Annotated in this window: 12 protein-coding genes and 1 pseudogene; 6 read left to right on the forward strand and 7 right to left on the reverse strand. The window is 60.8% G+C overall.

The genetic code is table 11. The annotated features are described in order from the left end of the window. Together JMY24_RS37075 and JMY24_RS37080 are read right to left on the reverse strand one after the other, a co-directional pair. Nucleotides 1–124 (reverse strand): annotated as a pseudogene (locus JMY24_RS37075) (succinate dehydrogenase, cytochrome b556 subunit); the annotation flags it as partial. A gap of 155 nt (nt 125–279) precedes the next feature. Beyond that, entirely contained in the window at nt 280–1,080 is an 801-nt protein-coding gene (locus JMY24_RS37080) for a GntR family transcriptional regulator (protein WP_128592046.1), read from the reverse strand. Nucleotides 1,081–1,671: 591 nt separating this feature from the next. Between JMY24_RS37080 and JMY24_RS37085 the strand changes: the two genes are divergently transcribed. From JMY24_RS37085 to acnA, 6 genes are all read left to right on the forward strand, one after another. Further along, nucleotides 1,672–2,655, forward strand: coding sequence for a malate dehydrogenase (locus tag JMY24_RS37085; RefSeq protein WP_027780667.1), 984 nt, complete (start codon nt 1,672–1,674; stop codon nt 2,653–2,655). A gap of 207 nt (nt 2,656–2,862) precedes the next feature. Beyond that, the gene (locus JMY24_RS37090) at nt 2,863–3,861 is read left to right on the forward strand and encodes an HpcH/HpaI aldolase/citrate lyase family protein (protein ID WP_128592044.1); all 999 of its coding nucleotides are present in this window, start codon (nt 2,863–2,865) and stop codon (nt 3,859–3,861) included. 25 nt (nt 3,862–3,886) lie between these two features. After that, nucleotides 3,887–5,056, forward strand: a complete 1,170-nt coding sequence (prpC, locus tag JMY24_RS37095) for a bifunctional 2-methylcitrate synthase/citrate synthase (RefSeq protein WP_201704013.1) — start codon at nt 3,887–3,889, stop codon at nt 5,054–5,056. 103 nt (nt 5,057–5,159) lie between these two features. After that, nucleotides 5,160–5,669 (forward strand): hypothetical protein, encoded by a 510-nt coding sequence (locus JMY24_RS37100; RefSeq protein ID WP_128585845.1) that lies wholly within the window; start codon nt 5,160–5,162, stop codon nt 5,667–5,669. 24 nt (nt 5,670–5,693) lie between these two features. Then, the gene (locus JMY24_RS37105; RefSeq protein ID WP_128597989.1) at nt 5,694–7,145 is read left to right on the forward strand and encodes a bifunctional 2-methylcitrate dehydratase/aconitate hydratase; all 1,452 of its coding nucleotides are present in this window, start codon (nt 5,694–5,696) and stop codon (nt 7,143–7,145) included. A 41-nt stretch (nt 7,146–7,186) separates the two neighbouring features. After that, nucleotides 7,187–9,904, forward strand: coding sequence for an aconitate hydratase AcnA (gene acnA, locus JMY24_RS37110; protein WP_128597990.1), 2,718 nt, complete (start codon nt 7,187–7,189; stop codon nt 9,902–9,904). Nucleotides 9,905–10,010: 106 nt separating this feature from the next. Here acnA and JMY24_RS39100 read toward each other — a convergent pair whose 3' ends face one another. The 5 genes from JMY24_RS39100 to JMY24_RS37135 form a co-directional block, all read right to left on the reverse strand. Continuing rightward, nucleotides 10,011–10,436, reverse strand: a complete 426-nt coding sequence (locus tag JMY24_RS39100) for a hypothetical protein (protein WP_236597758.1) — start codon at nt 10,434–10,436, stop codon at nt 10,011–10,013. Nucleotides 10,437–11,020: 584 nt separating this feature from the next. Next, the gene (locus JMY24_RS37120) at nt 11,021–11,437 is read right to left on the reverse strand and encodes a hypothetical protein (RefSeq protein WP_128597992.1); all 417 of its coding nucleotides are present in this window, start codon (nt 11,435–11,437) and stop codon (nt 11,021–11,023) included. Between the two features lie 10 nt (nt 11,438–11,447). Continuing rightward, nucleotides 11,448–12,056, reverse strand: coding sequence for a response regulator transcription factor (locus JMY24_RS37125; protein ID WP_201704015.1), 609 nt, complete (start codon nt 12,054–12,056; stop codon nt 11,448–11,450). Between the two features lie 424 nt (nt 12,057–12,480). Beyond that, entirely contained in the window at nt 12,481–13,581 is a 1,101-nt protein-coding gene (locus JMY24_RS37130) for an OmpA family protein (RefSeq protein WP_128597993.1), read from the reverse strand. A gap of 98 nt (nt 13,582–13,679) precedes the next feature. Next, nucleotides 13,680–17,172, reverse strand: a 3,493-nt coding sequence (locus JMY24_RS37135) for a YadA family autotransporter adhesin (RefSeq protein WP_201704017.1), incomplete at its 5' end; no start/stop codon positions are given.

The following is a 17,172-nucleotide window of genomic DNA, read 5'->3' on the forward strand; positions in this document are numbered from 1 at the left end:
GACCACCGCTCAAGCGATGAAGAATCGACACGCGCCCCGCAAGCGGCAGGCGGTACGCCGTCAATATCTGCCCGATACCGATGTTCCGGTATTCCGGCCTCGGTTTTTTTACGGCTTCAGCCATGCTAGACCCCTACTTGTAGTCACACTAATCCGCAATTTTAGCGCCTTTTCATATCGCGCTGCAGCGAAAACCCCGACAGGTCCGTTACAGCACGCGCAATAAAGGCACCGTTAAAAGGCGCGTGTGTGGGACGCCGCGCCTTCATTCAGCCCGATTCAGCTCAGATCGTTCTGATAGTAATACCCGGTTGTGACATACCAACCTCGCCGGACTTCCACCGGCCGGTCACCGTAGGTATAGGACACGCGCTCGACGGACAGCAGCGGGAACCCAGGCGGCACGTGCAGCAGATCGGCCACCGACGGCTCCGCCGCGACCGCGCGGATTTTCTCCGTAGCACGGATCATGCGGGTGCCGAACTCCGTCTCGAACATCGCGTACAGGGGACCCTTGTACTCCGATAGCCGCTCGAGTGTCAGGCCACGAAACACGGCGCCAGGCAGCCAGATTTCGTCGAGCACGGTAACTTCGCCGTCGAACTGGAGCAGACGTTTGATCAGCACCACCGGATCGGCCGGCTTCAAGTCGAGTTGCCGGGCGATGTCCGCGGAAGCCCGCAAGCGCCGACACTCGAGCAGGCGGCTCACGTGCGGATGCTCGGCGCCGTCATCGGCCAGTAACCGGAGAAAGCGAAACTGCGCGCGATCTTCGTTGTGCGTCGCAACGAACGTGCCTTTGCCCTGACGGCGCACGAGGAGATTCTCGGCGGCAAGCTCGTCGATCGCTTTGCGCACCGTACCCTGGCTGACCTTGTATCTGGCCGCCAATTCGACTTCACTAGGAATGATCTCGCCGGGCTTCCATTCGCCGCTTTCGAGGCTCTGCGTTATCAGCCCCTTGATCTGCTGGTACAGAGGACTAAAAGTGGGTGACGCAGCGGGGACGCTCGCGGATACACCTTCGCCCGCGGCCGCTTGACCGTTCGGATTCGTGGTGTTGGCCGGGTTGGAATTCATCCGCGCATTTCATCATAAAGGGCTGGGCCGCGTCCAGCCTTTCCCCTGCAATAGATGTGTCTTATATAAGACATAAGATAAGGTTGACTTTGCGTCTGCCGACTCCTACACTCCTTGTCGAGCAAGGGTTTGCGGGTTTTTTCGGCGGTTGCGATCTGCATTTGTTTCGCAGCGCCGCGACGCACCGGCAGCCACTCTGCACCATGCTGTTCCCACGCAGTCCAGGTTTCGATTCGCCGCCATTCGTTGGTCAGACGCTTGCCGAAACGCGCTGTTTGCAGGAGCCCGCACCGTGCAGCGGCTACCAGGCGCCTCGATTGTCCGCTCCCGCTCTCTTAGGGAAATACCGGGCCGCCTCAGGTTTTCGCGTGCGGGCCGGACCGGCCGCGAAACGGCGGCTCGAGAGGGCTCAGCAGTACCGGTTTCCGGCACGGCGGTCCTGGCGCAGCGCCGCTGTCGGCCCGCAATTTATGGGCTGACAGTGGGTGTCCGCAAACAGTGAATTCCGCCGTGTTTCACAACGCTTCGAGGAACGCGCATATAGAATGGCGTTTTCCCTAGCGTCTAACGCATCGTCCTGGAGATTTCTCAATGGCTAAGCCCGCAAAGCGCGTTGCCGTCACCGGCGCCGCAGGTCAAATTGCTTACTCCCTGCTGTTCCGCATCGCCAATGGTGATCTGCTCGGCAAGGACCAGCCGGTTGTGCTGCAACTGCTCGACCTGCCGCAAGCGCAAGGCGCCGTCAAAGGCGTCGTGATGGAACTGGATGATTGCGCATTCCCGCTGCTGTCGGGCGTCGTGATCACGGACGACCCGAAGGTCGCATTCAAGGACGCCGACGTCGCCCTGCTGGTCGGCGCGCGTCCGCGTTCGAAGGGCATGGAGCGTAAGGATCTGCTGTCGGCCAACGCTGAAATCTTCACGGTTCAGGGCAAGGCACTGAACGAAGTCGCGAGCCGTGACGTGAAGGTGCTGGTGGTCGGCAACCCGGCCAACACGAACGCCTACATCGCGATGAAGTCGGCACCCGATCTGCCGAAGAAGAACTTCACCGCCATGCTGCGTCTGGACCACAACCGCGCGCTGTCGCAACTGGCTGCGAAGTCGGGCAAGCCGGTCGCTTCGATCGAAAAGCTGGCCGTGTGGGGCAATCACTCGCCGACCATGTACCCGGACTTCCGCTTCGCGACCGCAGAAGGCCAGAGCCTGACCAAGCTGATCAACGACGACGAATGGAACCGCAACACGTTCATCCCGACCGTCGGCAAGCGCGGCGCGGCGATTATCGAGGCGCGCGGTTTGTCGTCGGCAGCGTCGGCGGCTAACGCTGCAATCGACCACGTGCGCGACTGGGTGCTCGGCACGAACGGCAAGTGGGTCACCATGGGTATCCCGTCGGACGGTTCGTACGGCATTCCTGAAGACATCATCTACGGTGTGCCGGTGATCTGCGAAAACGGCGAATACAAGCGCGTGGAAGGCCTGGAAATCGACGCGTTCTCGCGCGAGAAGATGGACGGCACGCTGCAGGAACTGCTGGAAGAGCGCGAAGGCGTTCAGCATCTGCTCGGCTAAGCACCTGATGCAGAACAACCGGAACTCCGTAGCTTCATCGCAGCGGGTTCCGGTTTTTTTCGTGCAAATCGAGCGAAGCGAGCCAATCAGGCGCTTCGAACGTTTCGCACCTGATTCGAACGCGTTTTGCCTGTCTGCCTGCACGACCGGACAGAACGCGCCCGAATCGGTTTTCCCTCAACAAAACCCACGCCCCTGACGCCGAAGATGCGCGCCCTCACACCCGCCGAAGTGCTGTTTGACGGCGAAGTGCCGCCCGCTGTGCTGCCTGCCTGCGACCACTACGCCGGCAGCGAAAAGCTGATGCTGAAATCGCTCGCGTTGCAGCAGGAACTTGGCCCGGTGTTCGACATCACGCTCGACTGTGAAGACGGCGCGCAGGTCGGCCGCGAAGCGGAGCACGCAGAACTCGTCGCGTCGCTGCTTGGCAGCGAGCATGACCGCTTCGGCCGCGTCGGCGTACGGATTCACGACTTCGACCACCCGCACTGGCGCGACGACGTCCGCCTGATTCTGCGCGCGGCAAAGCGTGCGCCTGCCTACATCACACTGCCCAAGATCCGCAACGTACCCGACGCCGCCGAAATGGTCGCGTTTATCGAGGCCACGCGGCGCGAGCTTGGCGTCGCCAGGCCAGTGCCAGTGCAGTTGCTGGTCGAAACTCACGGCGCGCTGACGCGTGTGTTCGATCTTGCCGCGTTGCCCGGCGTCGAAGCCTTGAGCTTCGGCCTGATGGATTTCGTTTCCGCGCACGACGGCGCGATCCCCGATACCGCAATGCGCTCGCCTGGCCAGTTCGATCATCCGCTGGTGCGCCGTGCAAAGCTTGAAATCTCCGCTGCCTGCCATGCGTACGGCAAGGTGCCGTCGCACAACGTCAGCACCGAAGTGCGCGATATGAGCGTGGTTGCAAACGACGCGGCACGCGCACGCAACGAGTTCGGCTACACGCGCATGTGGAGCATTCACCCCGCTCAGGTCGAGGCGATTGTGGCCGCGTTCGCGCCGCGCGACGAAGAAATCGCCACTGCCACCGAAATTCTGCTGGCCGCGCAGTCCGCCCAATGGGGACCCACGCGCCATCACGACACATTGCATGACCGCGCGAGCTACCGTTATTACTGGTCGGTGCTGCGTCGGGCGCAATCCACCGGCCGGGCCGTTCCGCAAGATGCAGCGCCGCTTTTCGGGGAAGCAGCGCAATGAGCAAACAAACAGGAGAGCGCGGGAGATGAGCGACACAACGCAAACCGCTGGCGCACAAGGCGGCTTCAAACCGAAGAAATCCGTCGCGCTGTCCGGCGTAACCGCGGGCAACACGGCGCTTTGCACGGTCGGCAAGACCGGCAACGACCTGCACTATCGCGGCTACGACATTCTCGACATCGCGGGCAATTGCGAGTTCGAGGAGATCGCGTATCTGCTCGTGCACGAAAAGCTGCCGACCCAGGCCGAACTCACCGCCTACAAGACGAAGCTGAAGGCGCTGCGCGGCCTGCCCGCAAACGTGAAGGCCGCGCTCGAATGGATTCCCGCCGCCGCACATCCAATGGACGTGATGCGCACCGGCGTCTCCGTTCTCGGTACCGTGCTGCCGGAGAAGGACGATCACAACCTGCCCGGCGCGCGCGATATCGCCGACAAGCTGATGGCGTCGCTCGGCTCGATGCTGCTGTACTGGTACCACTATTCGCACAACGGCAAACGCATTGAAGTGGAAACCGACGACGATTCAATCGGCGGCCACTTCCTGCACCTGCTGCATGGTGTCGAGCCATCGAAGTCGTGGGTCGATGCAATGCATGTGTCGCTGAACCTGTATGCCGAGCATGAGTTCAATGCGTCGACGTTCACGGGCCGCGTGATCGCGGGCACCGGTTCTGACATCTATTCGGCGATCACCGGCGCAATCGGCGCGTTGCGCGGACCGAAGCACGGCGGCGCGAATGAAGTCGCGTTCGAAATCCAGTCGCGCTACCAGACGCCGGACGAAGCGGAAAGCGATATCCGCCGGCGCGTCGAGAACAAGGAAGTGGTGATTGGTTTCGGTCACCCGGTCTACACGATCTCGGACCCGCGCAACAAGGTCATTAAGGAAGTGGCGAAGAAGCTCTCGAAGGAAGCGGGCAGCATGAAGCTGTTCGATATCGCCGAGCGCCTTGAAACAGTCATGGCCGAAGTGAAAAAGATGTTTCCAAATCTCGACTGGTTCAGCGCCGTTTCGTATCACACGATGGGCGTGCCGACGGCGATGTTCACACCGCTTTTCGTCATCGCACGCACGGCTGGGTGGAGCGCGCACATCATCGAGCAGCGGATCGACAACAAGATCATTCGCCCGAGCGCGAATTACACCGGACCTGAGAATTTGAAGTACGTGCCGCTAAATAGGAGAAAATAGCGGTCGCTGTGCGCTTTCAAGGCGCGTGCAGTTCAACCCCGCGGCCGCCAGGACCGGTAGCCCGCGCAATGTTTAACTGAAATTAGATAGAAAGGTTTTCTCCATGAACAAGCTGTTGATCGCCGCCGTCGTCGGCGCCCTGTCCACCACAATGTTGACCGTCGCGACCGACGCCGCCGCAGAAACGGCGACTGGCGCAAAGCCGGCTGCCAAGACGGCCGTTGCAAAGCGCCCGCAACCGCGCCGCCTCATCAAGCGCAAGGAAAATCCTTCCAAGGAAGCCAAGGTCGATCCGGTACCGGAAGGCGCGGAAAAGTGGTCGTGCAAGGAAGGTCTGGCTTTTGAACTGAAGGGCGACATGAAGCGTGACCAGATCGTCACGGTTCACTGGGCGAACAAAAACTACAACCTGCCGCGCGAAGCGACCACCACGGGCGCAGACCGTTTCCACGACGCCGCGACGGGCATGGATCTGGTCGTGATTCCGACCAAGGCCATGCTGTTCCAGGACAAGGACAGCTCGCGTCTGGCCGACGAGTGCCAAACGGCGGCGATGGCGCAGGGCGCACCGGCCCCGACGCAGTCGAACGCAATCAACAAGATCGGCAACTAATAACGTCGTCAGGAAAGCTCCCCGATGTCCGCTCCGATTTCCAACGTGCGACCCGATCCGGACAAAGTCCTGGTCGATATCGTCGACTACGTTCTGGATTATCAGATCGACGGCGCGCTCGCGCTGGAAACCGCGCGTCATTGTCTGATCGATACGCTCGGCTGCGGACTCGAGGCGCTGACCTACCCGGCCTGCACCAAGCTGTTGGGACCCATCGTGCCGGGCACGATCGTCCCCAACGGCGCAAAGGTGCCGGGCACGTCGTTTCAGCTCGACCCCGTTCAGGCCGCCTTCAACATCGGGGCCATGATCCGCTGGCTCGACTTCAACGACACCTGGCTCGCCGCCGAATGGGGTCATCCGTCGGATAACCTGGGCGGAATCCTCGCGACAGCCGACTGGCTCTCGCGCACTGCCATCGCAGCCGGCAAAGCGCCGCTTACGATGAAAGACGTGTTGATCGCAATGATCAAGGCGCACGAAATTCAAGGCTGTATCGCGCTCGAAAACTCCTTCAACAAGGTCGGGCTCGATCATGTATTGCTGGTAAAGCTCGCGTCCACCGCCGTAGTCGGTCAATTGATCGGCCTGACGCGCGACGAACTGATCAATGCGGTCTCGCAGGCGCTCGTCGACGGGCAAGCGCTGCGCACCTACCGCCATGCGCCGAACACTGGCTCGCGCAAATCGTGGGCCGCGGGCGACGCGACCTCGCGCGCAGTGCGTCTCGCGCTCATTTCCAAGACGGGCGAGATGGGCTATCCGTCGGTGCTGACTGCGAAAACGTGGGGCTTTTACGACGTGCTCTTCAAGGGCAACGAGTTCAAGTTCCAGCGCCAGTACGGTTCCTATGTGATGGAAAACGTGCTGTTCAAGATATCGTTTCCCGCCGAATTCCACGCGCAAACCGCCGTGGAAGCGGCGATGTCGTTGCATGCGCAGCTTGAACTCCATGGCAAACGCGTGGAAGACATCCGCAAGGTCACGATCCGCACGCACGAAGCCGCGCTTCGCATCATCGATAAAAAAGGTCCGCTCAACAATCCGGCCGACCGCGATCATTGCATTCAGTACATGATCGCTGTGCCGCTAATCTTTGGCCGCCTGACGGCCGCCGATTACGAAGATTCGGTCGCGCAAGACGCGCGTATCGATGTGCTGCGCGCAAAAATGGCCTGCGTGGAAGACGCGCAGTTCACGAAGGATTACCACGATCCCGAGAAGCGTTCGATCGCCAATGCACTGACGATCGAATTCAACGACGGATCGCAGTTCGACGAAGTCGTAGTCGAATACCCGATCGGTCACAAGCGTCGTCGCGAAGACGGAATTCCGTTGCTGGTCGAGAAGTTCAAGACCAACCTCGCGCGCCGCTTCCCGGTCAAGCAACAACTGGCGATTCTCGACGTGTCGCTGGATCAGGCACGGCTCGAAGCCATGCCGGTCAATGAGTACGTCGATTTGTACGTCATCTAGGTTAAGTACTGTAGTTCCGCGATCAAACCAAGGAAAACACCATGGCCCACAACCTCCACAAAACGCTCAAGGAATTCGACAGCGGTTCCGGCAAAGGCAAGTTCTACTCCCTGCCGCAACTCGGCAAGGCACTGAACATCAAGATCGACCGCCTGCCGGTTTCGATCCGAATCGTGCTGGAATCGGTGCTGCGTAACTACGACGGCAAGAAAATCGCCGAAGAGCACATCACGCAACTGGCGAACTGGAAGCCGACCGCTGCGCGCGTCGACGAAATCCCGTTCGTCGTGTCGCGCGTCGTGCTGCAGGACTTCACCGGCGTGCCGCTGCTCGCCGACATCGCGGCAATGCGCGGCGTGGCGCAACGCGTGGGCAAGAATCCGAAGTCGATCGAGCCGCTGGTCCCGGTCGATCTCGTGGTTGACCACTCGGTGCAGATCGACCACTTCCGCGAAAAGAATGCGCTCGATCTGAACATGAAACTGGAATTCCAGCGCAACAACGAGCGCTACCAGTTCATGAAGTGGGGCATGCAGGCATTCGACACGTTCAAGGTCGTGCCGCCGGGCGTCGGTATCGTTCACCAGGTGAACCTGGAGTACCTCGCACGCGGCGTGCACAAGAAGGCCGAAGGCGCGGACACCGTGTACTACCCGGATTCGCTGGTCGGCACCGACAGCCACACCACCATGATCAACGGTATCGGCGTCGTGGGCTGGGGCGTGGGCGGCATCGAAGCTGAAGCCGGCATGCTCGGCCAGCCTGTGTACTTCCTGACGCCGGACGTGGTCGGCGTGAACCTGAAGGGCAAGCTGCGCGAAGGCGTGACGGCGACCGACCTGGTGCTGACCATCACCGAACTGCTGCGCAAGGAAAAGGTTGTCGGCAAGTTCGTCGAGTTCTTCGGCGAAGGCACGCGCTCGCTGTCGCTGCCGGACCGCGCGACGATCGGCAACATGGCGCCGGAATACGGCGCGACCATGGGCTTCTTCCCGGTCGACGAAAAAACCATCGACTACTTCAAGGGCACGGGCCGCACCGACGCTGAAATCTCGGCGTTCCAGAACTACTTCAAGGCTCAGAACCTGTTCGGTATTCCGAAGGAAGGCGACATCGACTTCACGAAGGTCGTGACGCTGGATCTCGGCACCGTCGCGCCGTCGCTGGCTGGCCCGAAGCGTCCCCAAGACCGCATCGAAATCGGCAATGTGAAGTCGACCTTCAGCGACCTGTTCTCGAAGCCGGTGGCGGAAAACGGCTTTGCGAAGAAGGAAGCCGATCTGGACGCGCAGTACACCACGAGCAACGGCGTCAACGTGAAGAACGGCGACGTGCTGATCGCCGCAATCACGTCGTGCACCAACACGTCGAACCCGAGCGTGCTGCTGGCCGCCGGCCTGCTCGCGAAGAAGGCTGTCGAAGCCGGCCTCACGGTCGCTCCGCACATCAAGACGTCGCTGGCTCCGGGATCGCGTATCGTCACCGAGTACCTGACGAAAACCGGCCTGCTGCCGTATCTCGACAAGCTGGGCTTCACGCTGGCCGCTTACGGTTGCACGACCTGTATCGGCAACGCGGGCGACCTGACGCCGGAACTGAACGAAGCCATCACGAAGAACGACATCGTCGCGGCAGCGGTTCTGTCGGGCAACCGTAACTTCGAAGCGCGTATTCACCCGAACATCCGCGCGAACTTCCTGGCCTCGCCGCCGCTGGTCGTGGCTTACGCTATTGCCGGCAACATCACGCGCGACCTGATGACCGAACCGGTCGGCAAGGGCAAGGGCGGCAAGGACGTGTACCTCGGCGACATCTGGCCGACCAGCGACGAAGTCAACGACCTGCTCAAGTTCGCGCTGGACGCGGACGCGTTCCGCAAGAACTATGCGTCGCTGACCAAGAAGGGCGACCTGTGGAGCAAGATCGAAGGCGAAGAAGGTCAGGTCTACGACTGGCCGAAGTCGACGTACATCGCCGAGCCGCCGTTCTTCGGCAACGATTTCTCGATGACGCCGGCCGACAGCATCGCAGCGGTCACGAACGCGCGCGCACTGGGCATTTTCGGTGACTCGGTCACGACCGACCACATCAGCCCGGCCGGCTCGATCAAGGAAGACTCGCCGGCAGGCAAGTGGTTGAAGGAAAACGGTGTGCAGAAGGCCGACTTCAACAGCTACGGCTCGCGCCGCGGCAACCACGACGTGATGATGCGCGGCACGTTCGCGAACGTCCGGATCAAGAACCTGATGATCCCGGCGAAGGCAGACGGCTCGCGCGTGGAAGGCGGCCTGACGATTCACCAGCCGAGCGGCGAACAGCTGTCGATCTACGACGCAGCGATGAAGTACATCGACGCCGGCACGCCGACCATCGTGTTCGCGGGCGAAGAGTACGGCACGGGCTCGTCGCGTGACTGGGCTGCAAAGGGTACGCAATTGCTGGGCGTGAAGGCTGTGGTCGCACGCAGCTTCGAGCGGATTCACCGTTCGAACCTGGTCGGCATGGGCGTTCTGCCGCTGCAGTTCAAGGGCTCGGATAGCGTGCAATCGCTCGGCATCACCGGCGAAGAAACGTACGACATCGAAGGCCTCGGCGCGGACTTCAAGCCGCAGCAGGAAGTGACGCTCGTGGTTCGCGGCAAGGACGGCAGCGAGAAGCGCGTTCCGGTGCTGCTGCGTATCGACACGCCGATCGAAGTGGACTACTACAAGCACGGCGGTATTCTGCCGTTCGTGCTGCGTTCGTTGCTGGCTGCTTAAACATAGCGGCAACGCAAACAGCTTGGCTGTTTTGCAGGGGCTGCGTCCTGTGGAGGGCGCAGCCGACTTTCAAAGCCCGACCTTGGTCGGGCTTTTTTTTCGTCGGTTATTGCTGTGCGCGGCCGGTCTGGAAGGCGGCGGGGTTGTCGGTGATCCGACGCTGCGTCATGTGCGCATTCCAGTCGATGTCGCCCGGCACCGGCACGCTTGCACGCGTACTGACATTCGCGCGCCGCTGCTGCGCGGCCCAATCGAGCAATGCTGCGCGTTCCGCGGAATCATTCGCAGACGATTGCGATGCAGTCGATTCCGGCTGCCTCGACAGCGAGGGACGCACCGGCGACCCGATGGAACGACTCGATGCTGCACGCTGTTCGATTTCTGCGCCGATCTCGGCAACCACTGCAGGAGCCACTGCGGCCGAGCGATGGATTTTCGCGAGGTGGTCAGCAGCGGCGGTATGGCGGGACGTGCTCGCGAAACGTTGCGGCTCCTCGCGCTGCGGCAAGCTCACCGTTTCGGCGCGATGCATGGGGGCCGCCACCGGAGCCTTTATCGACGACGCCGACGCGTGCGTAAGCGTTGAATGCGTGTCTACTGCCATTGACGCAGTTTTGACCAGCTCAGGCCGAACATCCGCTAACGGATGCACTATGACGGGGCCGGCTTGTATCGCCGCCGTAGACGGTCTCGCCGCTGTTGTGACGCTGCTGGCAACCTCGTGCGTGGAACAGGTCGCCAGCAGCCATGCGAGCGCTATGCTGCAACTCACGAAGATGGCCGCGCCCAGAAGATGGTCTGACCGTGACGAACTCGGACGTGCGTTATCGGCCTGGAGATAACGCCTCGCTTCAGCCAATTGCTCATCGAACCGATTCTGATCGTCTCGCCGCTGCGGCAGCTTGTAGAGAAACAGAAATTTCGCGTTCTGCGGAATTCGACCGCGACGGTTCGCGGACGCTGCATATCGCGGTACGCCGGGAATCGCCGGGTGAGGGGCGCGTTGCTGTGTGTGCGACGCCGACCGTCGCCAGGAGCCGAAAGGCGGCGGCAGGCCCGACAGCGGACGCGAACTGGGAAGCGCCAGAGCGCCCTGTATCAAGGCCAGCGGCCTATTCATGGTCGTGTGCTCCGGTACGGATAAGGCGCTGCTTCCAGCTGCGCAATCAATGTTCTTGACCGCGCTATAAGCGCGTCAATAGCGACAGCATTGCGCTCAGACGGCGAGGTACTCGCGTGCCGCAGCGCTTGCATCAGATGCTGTGCGCCGACGAGACCGACGGCGCCGCTCACTCTGTGCAACAAGGCCGGCAATTGGGCCGAGAATTGTGCCGATTCGAGTTCGCAACGTAGGTGTTGGAGGCGGTCCAGGTCGTCGCGCATTGCTCGACACCAGCCGTTGAGAAACGCATCGAGGTCGATGCCTTCCTGTGCGAGCGCGTCGAGATAGCGGAGTTCAAAGGGTTCAAAGGACTCGGAGGGCTCAAGGGGCTGGACAGGCTCAAAAGCACGGCTGAAATTCGTCTTATCCATACCGCAACATCTAGTCGACCAACTTGTGCAACGAAGCGAACTCGATCAGTGCGGCCAGCGATGACAGCCCGAGTTTCTCCTGTATACGGCCCTTGTAGGTACTCACCGTTTTGTCGCTCAGAAATAAGCGGCTGGCAATATCGCGATTACTCGCACCGCGAGCAAGGTGTTGCAATACTTCGACTTCGCGGACGGACAACGCGCTCAACGCATTCTCCGGCACAGAGCCAGTAGCATCAGCTGGGAAACAGTCGTAGCCGAATAGAATAGTCTTAAGCGCCGTGATCAATTCGCTCATTTGACGGCCTTTACCTACATAGCCATTTGCACCGGCGGCACGCATATATCCAGCCATGACATCTTCCGGTTTCGCCGAAAGAACGAGGATGCAGATTTTTAAATTTTCCTCACGAATACGCCGGATTATAGATAGTCCGTCGAGCCTAGGCAGATCAAGGTCAATAATGACGAGATCTGGCCGCTCGGCCAGGACCATTTGCAGGCCCTCTTCTCCGTCGCCGCACTCCCCCACCAGATCGAGTTCGGGGTCGGCGCGCAGTACGCTGGCTATCGTTCCACGAATTATTGGGTGATCGTCAATGATCGCAATTCTCTTCATTTTCAGCTCCGTTTGTTTTCTTATTAATCAAGGGGCGCAAAAGGAAACAGAGATAGCGCAGCCAAATTCGCATTAATTTTAACAATGCCTCGCAAACATGTTTCCACAGCGCGAAGCGATAGTTCTGCAATAGGTGTGAGAGATTTCCTAAGCGAGTAATGGAAATTTCGCTCTCTGCGGAAAACAGCAAGCCTGACCGCGGTTACCGGGCAGGACGGTCCCACTTTTGTAATTTGCACCTTATTGCAGAGAAAACGTAGCGGGCGCAGAGAGTGAACCAACGTAGCGACAGTGCAGAACCGCCTGCGCGGGCTGAAAACGGGCGGTGACCGCATCGAAGTGGAGCGCGGAGTCCGCGCCCCTGATACTTATCGTAGCCGCGTGAAAAGGAATGGCCGCGTCGTGGGACGGGCCACTCCTCGTCTCACTGTTCCTGCTGGTTTTGCATCTGCGAGCCGTTCGACAGCACCGGCTTGTGTACGCCACCACGTGCAAATTCCAGTTCGACGCGACGGTTCGGTGCGAGGCAGTCGATCAGAGCCTCGCGGTTGCGGTCGTTACACTGAACCACCGGATTTTCCTTGCCACGGCCGCGTGCGCCTATCGGTACAGTGACGCCGCCGTGTTGCAAGTAACGCTTGACTGTCTCCGCGCGCTTCGCGGACAGTTGACGGTTGTAGCTGTCTTTACCCAGGCGGTCGGTATAACCCTCGATCCTGATGCCGGTCACGTCGTCAACCTGCCTCAGATCGCGGACCAGTTGGTCGAGTTTGGCCTTGCCGGCAGGCTGCATGCCACCCAGATCGCCCCTGTCGAACTTGAACGTCGCATCAGCTTGCAGCGTCATCTTCTCCGGTATCACCGGGATCGGTGTGGCGGCGGTCGGCGGAGTGCAGGCTCCGAGCGCTGCGCCTATACCCGGCAGCCCTTTCTCTACACCATCTACCAGCCGCTGGCTCTGATCGAAGTTTCTTGTCCACGCCTCGTGGCCGGCATGAATCATCTCGACCTCGGAACACGCCGTCAAACGCTGCGCTTCCTGGCATTGTGGAAACAGCGGCGAAGTCTTCGCCTCAAGAATCCGCTTCCACAGGTCGGGGCGGATCACTGAGGCGGTCCGCAGTTCGGGATTGTCGACAGACAGGCCCTGACCGGTCTCGAGCGCGGTGGTGAGGCGGTTGGCCTGAACTAGCGCCTCCTCGATAAACCCCCAGTTATCTCGACTGTAACGCTCGGCGCTGGCGGCATTCAGCCAACACTGCGCCTTGTTGCCGAAGTAGTTGTTTTTGCGCTCGCCAAGTGCTTGCAGGCGGCCTTGGACGGCATCCAGCAATGCACTGTTCTTGATGCCGCCATACGTCTCGATCCACTGCGGCGTCACAGCCCCGGCAGCCTGACTTTGCGTGGTGCTAAAGCCGTTCTGCAGGACGGTGGGATCCTGAATCTGCAACCGGTCGCGCGTCGCAGATGACGAACATCCGGCGAGCATCGCGGCAAACGCGATGGCAATTAAAGAGTACTTCATGTCTGTTTTCTCATGGAAAGAGGGGTCGCACGGAAACTTCCCGTGCGACCCCGACAGCTAACGTCTCAAGCTTCTACGGATGGCCTTCCGGCCATTGCTTAGTTGCCGAGGACGATGCCGATACCAGCGCGAACGATGGTGCTATTGCCGCCCGAGGTGGACACGCCAAGGTTGTAGTTGACGGTGCCCTTCTCGTTCCAGCGGGACACGCCCAGACCGACGGCCTGATAGCCACGGTAGTTCGCGACACCCGCGTTCAACGTGGTGCGGCCCGGCAGATACGGCGTGACGATGTTCAGCGCCGATGCCGCCGCAATACCCTTGGCAGCACTACGGTCAACGTTGTTGATCGTGTTGCTCATGTTGCCCATGGCATTGTTCAACTGGCCAACGTTGACCGCGTCGGTCGCGTGCGTGCCGGCTGCGACGTTGGTGATCTGACGCTCGGCGCCGGTGGAACCCACCGATACCGTGTTGTCGCGATCCGTTGTCGAGTTGGCACCGAGAGCAACCGCGTTGGCATTGGTAGCGGAAGCACCGGAACCCATCGCGACCGAGTTGTCACCGGTCGTCTTGGTGTTCTTGCCAATCGCAATCGATTCGCTACCCGAGGCGACAGCACCGTTACCGATTGCGATCGAATCCGTACCGGAAGCGACCGCAGCCGTGCCACCGGAACCAGGGTTGTTGATGTTGACGTAGGTCGAACCGCCGGTATCCGAAATATTCTTCACCGTGTTTTCCAAGGCGGAGAACTGGCCGTAGCTGACTGCGTCGGTTGCGTTCTTCCCGTCGGCAACATTGGTCAGCGTGACCGGCGTCGTGGAACCTGCGCCACCCAACGTCACCTGGGTCCTCGAGGCATCGTCGTAGGAGACGCCGTTCGTCGGAGCAAAGCCGCCGCCGCCCCCGCCCGTCTTCTGATCGACATACGTCTTCATCTGGTCGACGTTGACCGCATCGGTTCCATTGGTACCGACAGCCACGTTCTTCAACTGGGTCGGCGCGCCGCCCGCATTGAAGGTCACCGTAGCCTTGGTGGCGTTGTCGTATGCGACGAACGAGTTGGTCACGTTGCCGGACGGATCGACGTTCAAGCCAGCTGCCTTCAATTGCTTGAGGTTCACTGCCTGGTCGTCGCTCATGGCATCGGCGACGTTTGCGATCGTCACCGGAGTCGTGGAACCGACACCGCCCAAGGTCAGCTTGTCGTGTACCGACGTGTCGTACACCACACCGTTCACCGACCCCGTCGCTGCCTTGGCATTCACTGCGGTCAGCGCTGCGCCGACATCGGTGAAGGTTTGGCCGTCGAGCGAATAGGCCGGCTTCGAGATCGTGCCGTTCGCCGTCACCGACGAACTGCCACCCAGCGCGGCTGCCGTGCTGCTCATTGCGCCGTACAGCTGCGAGCCGTTGATTGCCTGCGTGCTGCTCGACGTCACCTGGCCCGAGCCGACGTTCGAAAGGATCACCGGCGTGGTGGAGCCGCCAAGACCGAACGTGACCTTGGTCTTGCTCGTATCGTCGTATGCAACGAACGCGTTCGTCACGTTGCCGCTCGTGCCGATGGTTGCGCCCATTGCCTTCAGTTGCGCGACGTTGACTGCGTCATTGTTAGCCGCGCCGTCAGCGACATTCGACACCCTCACCGGCGAACCGGCGACGCCGAGCGTCACCGACGTGTGTGCAGACGTGTCATACGAAACAGCATCAGGCGAACCGGCACCGTTGGCCGATGCGGCCGCGTTCAATGCGGCACCCACGTCGCTATAGGTCCCACCATTCACTTTGTAGCTCGGCTTCGTGATTGTGCCGTTCGCCGTTACCGACGAGCCGCCGCCCAGCGCAGCCGCAGTGCTGCTCATCGCGCCAAAGAGCTGCGAACCGTTGATTGCTTGCGTGCTGGTCGACGTCACCTGGCCTGCGGCAACGTTCGCGAGAACGACCGGGGTCGTCGAGGCGGTACCACCGAACGTGACCTGGTTCTTGCTCGTGCTGTCGTACGCAACAAATGCATTCGTGACGTTGCCGCTCGTGCCGATGGTTGCGCCCATTGCCTTCAGCTGCTCGACGTTCACGGCGTCATTGTTGGCCACACCGTCTGCCACGTTCGACACAGTTACCGGCGCGCCCGAGGAGTTCAACGTCACCTTGGTGTGCAGCGACGTGTCATAGACCACCGCGTTAGGTGCGCCGCCGCCAGCGACAGCTGCGATCGCAGTATTCATCTGACCCAGGTTCACCGCGTCGGTGTTCTGCGTACCGGCGGCGACGTTGATGATCTGGCTCTGTTGCGTGCTGCTACCAACCGAAACAGAGTTCGCACGATTAGCGACCGCGTTGTAGCCAATGGCAACAGCGTTCGCGGCGCTAGCTGAAGAACCGGCGCCGAGAGCCATCGAGTTTGTGCCAGTCACTGCGACATTAGCGTTGCTGCCCAGCGTGACGGCATTTGTAGCGTTCGTGACGCTGTTAGAACCCAGAGCAAGCGAGTCAGCGCCTTGCGCAGCGGCCAAGTAGCCAACCGCCACCGCGTTGTCGGCGAAGTTATTGGTGGTTGCGCCGTCGCCAATCACTGTCGCATTGAGCGCCGAGGCAACCGCATACGAACCGACTGCTGTTGATCCGGCACGGAACGAACCCGACCCGGCACCGATGACCACAGAGCCTGCGCCTTGAGCCATTGCGCCTGGCCCGATGGCCATCGCATTCTCGGTGTTATCCGTCGATGTCGCAGGAAGCCCAGCCGTAATGGTATTGCTTACAGCGATGTAGTTGGTAACCGGCAATGCCGCGCCCAGAAGCATCGACTTCAAACCGGTTGACTGCACGGGCGGAAGCGAAGCCTTCAGCGCATTCAGCTGTGCGAGCGTTACTGCGTCGGTACTGGCAACGCCGTTTGCTACGTTCATGATGCGGCGTTCGGAGCCCACGTCACCGATAGAAATGGTGTTCGCGGCAGTTACCCGCGAGTTCGCACCAAGCGCCACCGAGTTCCCAAACTGCGAACGCGCGCCGGAACCGATAGCCACGGCATTGAGACCGCTCGAATACGCTCCACCACCAATCGCCACGGCTTCGCCGCCGGAAGCAATGGCTGCGCTCGATGCGGACACAACCTTGATGTACTTCGTCGTGTCAGCGATGGTGTTGTTAATCGAACTGACCTCACTGTCTACACCAGCAAGGGCCGAACCAACGTCCGAGTAAGTGCCACCGCTAAGCTGATAGCTCGGAGCGGAAATTGCGCCAGTCGAGCTCACGGTTGAACCACCGCCCAGCGCGTTGGCAACGCTCGTTGCCGTACTGTACAACTGGCTGCCGTTCACTGCGTCGGCACTTGTGCCGGACAGCGTGCCGGCCTTTACAGCGGTGATCTTCGTGGAACCGCTCGCGCCCTTCAGCGTGATCGTGTTCTTTGTCGTGTCGTCGTACGCGACGAATGCGTTGGTGACAACGCCACTGCTGTTGAACGTACCGCCCATTGCCTGCAACTGCGCAACGTTGACCGCATCGCTTGTTGCCACACCGTTAGCAACGTTGGTCAGCGTCACCGCCCTGGTCGCGCCGGAGCCGCCCAATGTCACC

Origin of the sequence: Paraburkholderia kirstenboschensis (assembly GCF_904848585.1) — a bacterium.
GTDB classification, from domain to species: Bacteria; Pseudomonadota; Gammaproteobacteria; order Burkholderiales; family Burkholderiaceae; genus Paraburkholderia; species Paraburkholderia kirstenboschensis.

What these genes read in the sequence shown, in the direction of transcription:
- JMY24_RS37080 (WP_128592046.1), bottom strand. Translation starts at nt 1,080, where the DNA reads ATGAATTCCAACCCGGCCAACACCACGAATCCGAACGGTCAAGCGGCC.
- JMY24_RS37085 (WP_027780667.1), top strand. Translation starts at nt 1,672, where the DNA reads ATGGCTAAGCCCGCAAAGCGCGTTGCCGTCACCGGCGCCGCAGGTCAA.
- JMY24_RS37090 (WP_128592044.1), top strand. Translation starts at nt 2,863, where the DNA reads ATGCGCGCCCTCACACCCGCCGAAGTGCTGTTTGACGGCGAAGTGCCG.
- prpC (WP_201704013.1), top strand. Translation starts at nt 3,887, where the DNA reads ATGAGCGACACAACGCAAACCGCTGGCGCACAAGGCGGCTTCAAACCG.
- JMY24_RS37100 (WP_128585845.1), top strand. Translation starts at nt 5,160, where the DNA reads ATGAACAAGCTGTTGATCGCCGCCGTCGTCGGCGCCCTGTCCACCACA.
- JMY24_RS37105 (WP_128597989.1), top strand. Translation starts at nt 5,694, where the DNA reads ATGTCCGCTCCGATTTCCAACGTGCGACCCGATCCGGACAAAGTCCTG.
- acnA (WP_128597990.1), top strand. Translation starts at nt 7,187, where the DNA reads ATGGCCCACAACCTCCACAAAACGCTCAAGGAATTCGACAGCGGTTCC.
- JMY24_RS39100 (WP_236597758.1), bottom strand. Translation starts at nt 10,436, where the DNA reads ATGCATCGCGCCGAAACGGTGAGCTTGCCGCAGCGCGAGGAGCCGCAA.
- JMY24_RS37120 (WP_128597992.1), bottom strand. Translation starts at nt 11,437, where the DNA reads ATGGATAAGACGAATTTCAGCCGTGCTTTTGAGCCTGTCCAGCCCCTT.
- JMY24_RS37125 (WP_201704015.1), bottom strand. Translation starts at nt 12,056, where the DNA reads ATGAAGAGAATTGCGATCATTGACGATCACCCAATAATTCGTGGAACG.
- JMY24_RS37130 (WP_128597993.1), bottom strand. Translation starts at nt 13,581, where the DNA reads ATGAAGTACTCTTTAATTGCCATCGCGTTTGCCGCGATGCTCGCCGGA.